The sequence below is a fragment of the Campylobacter sp. BCW_4338 genome, assembly GCF_001763255.1.
Lineage (GTDB): Bacteria > Campylobacterota > Campylobacteria > Campylobacterales > Campylobacteraceae > Campylobacter_D > Campylobacter_D jejuni.
The window spans coordinates 1-1,631 of record NZ_MJYJ01000002.1 but is presented as its reverse complement, the minus strand read 5'-3'; the positions used below and the strand labels follow the sequence as shown (position 1 = coordinate 1,631).

Here is a 1,631-nt window from a genome sequence, read left to right as displayed (position 1 = left end):
TGTTTTATTTTCCATTTTTCCATTCCTTATAAATTTTTTTAATTTTAAATATAAATGTTAAAGGGTTTTTAATAAAAGCATTGCCTAGCCTATAAAATAAATACTTTTTACATTTTAACATTTCGTTATAATCAGCATATTGTTCCAATGGAATTAATTTAATATTTGGATTTATTCTAATAAGTACATTATACATCATCATTTGTATTTTATGCAATATATATAAATAAATAATAGTTAAAGGCAAAAATAAAGCTTTTATAGGATTTTTTGCCTTTATTATAGCTTTTCCTATTTTATAAGATAATTGGTTTTTTATTCTATCTACTGCCCCATATGGTTTATAATGATTTTGATTAAATTTGGAAATATTGTCAAATAATATCTCTTCATAAAATGGAGTTTCTCTAGCATATTTCCACCAACAATCCGCATAAGGAAGGTATGGGTGCGACCAAGGTTTAAAGTAATCACAATAGTGTATAATATATGGATTTTTTTTAGATGATTCAAAATCACATATAATCCTTTTATCTAGATACACTTCTTTATATTTTTCCACTACAGATTCTATATTCCACATAAAATTCCATTTAAAACTAATATAATACACTTTATTTTTACAGACATAATTTAACACATCCTGATCTGGACAATAAAGATTATTTTCCAACAAACTCAAAGATTTAAAACAATTATCTACAAATTTATTTTGATTGCATTTATCAATATTAAAAATTAAAACACCGGAGTTAAAATATTTTTCATCTTCTATTTTTAATATTTTATTGATAAATACAGAATATTCACAATTAATTTTTAGTTTAATATTTTCCACAACAATATCCCTAATTGCGCCAATATAATTATCTTGAATATTTACATTATATAAATCATTTATATCATTTTTAACTATTATATCGCAATCTAAATATATCACTTTTTTATATTTTTTAAATATAAAAGGTATCAAAAATCTATAATACATTGATATAGTAAAATGCCCAGTACCATATAATTTAACCTTATATTTGTTAGTAAATTTTTCAACTAAAGACTTAATATTTAAAAAAATAATTTTAGCATTATGGAATCTGCATGAATTTAAAAATTTTATAATAGTTTTACTTTTTAATTCAGTATGCAATATATATATTATGCAATATTTGCTAGAATTCAAATTACTCACTAAAGAACCAATTGCCACTCTTAAAGCACCAATATAATTACTATCAACAGAGAATACAATTGGTATATTTGTTTTATTTTCCATTTTTCCATTCCTTATAAATTTTTTTAATTTTAAATATAAATGTTAAAGGGTTTTTAATAAAAGCATTGCCTAGCCTATAAAATAAATACTTTTTACATTTTAACATTTCGTTATAATCAGCATATTGTTCCAATGGAATTAATTTAATATTTGGATTTATTCTAATAAGTACATTATACATCATCATTTGTATTTTATGCAATATATATAAATAAATAATAGTTAAAGGCAAAAATAAAGCTTTTATAGGATTTTTTGCCTTTATTATAGCTTTTCCTATTTTATAAGATAATTGGTTTTTTATTCTATCTACTGCCCCATATGGTTTATAATGATTTTGATTAAATTTGGAAATATT

General features: G+C 21.3%; 1 protein-coding gene and 1 pseudogene. Both read right to left on the bottom strand.

What is annotated here, in order from left to right; translation table 11 throughout:
- Positions 1-4 precede the first annotated feature (4 nt).
- Complete coding sequence (locus tag AJN69_RS00020) at positions 5-1,273, bottom strand: glycosyltransferase family 8 protein (RefSeq protein WP_070290169.1); 1,269 nt, start codon at positions 1,271-1,273, stop codon at positions 5-7.
- Positions 1,263-1,631, bottom strand: a pseudogene (locus AJN69_RS10165) (glycosyltransferase family 2 protein); the annotation flags it as partial. The pseudogene AJN69_RS10165 and the gene AJN69_RS00020, both read right to left, overlap by 11 nt.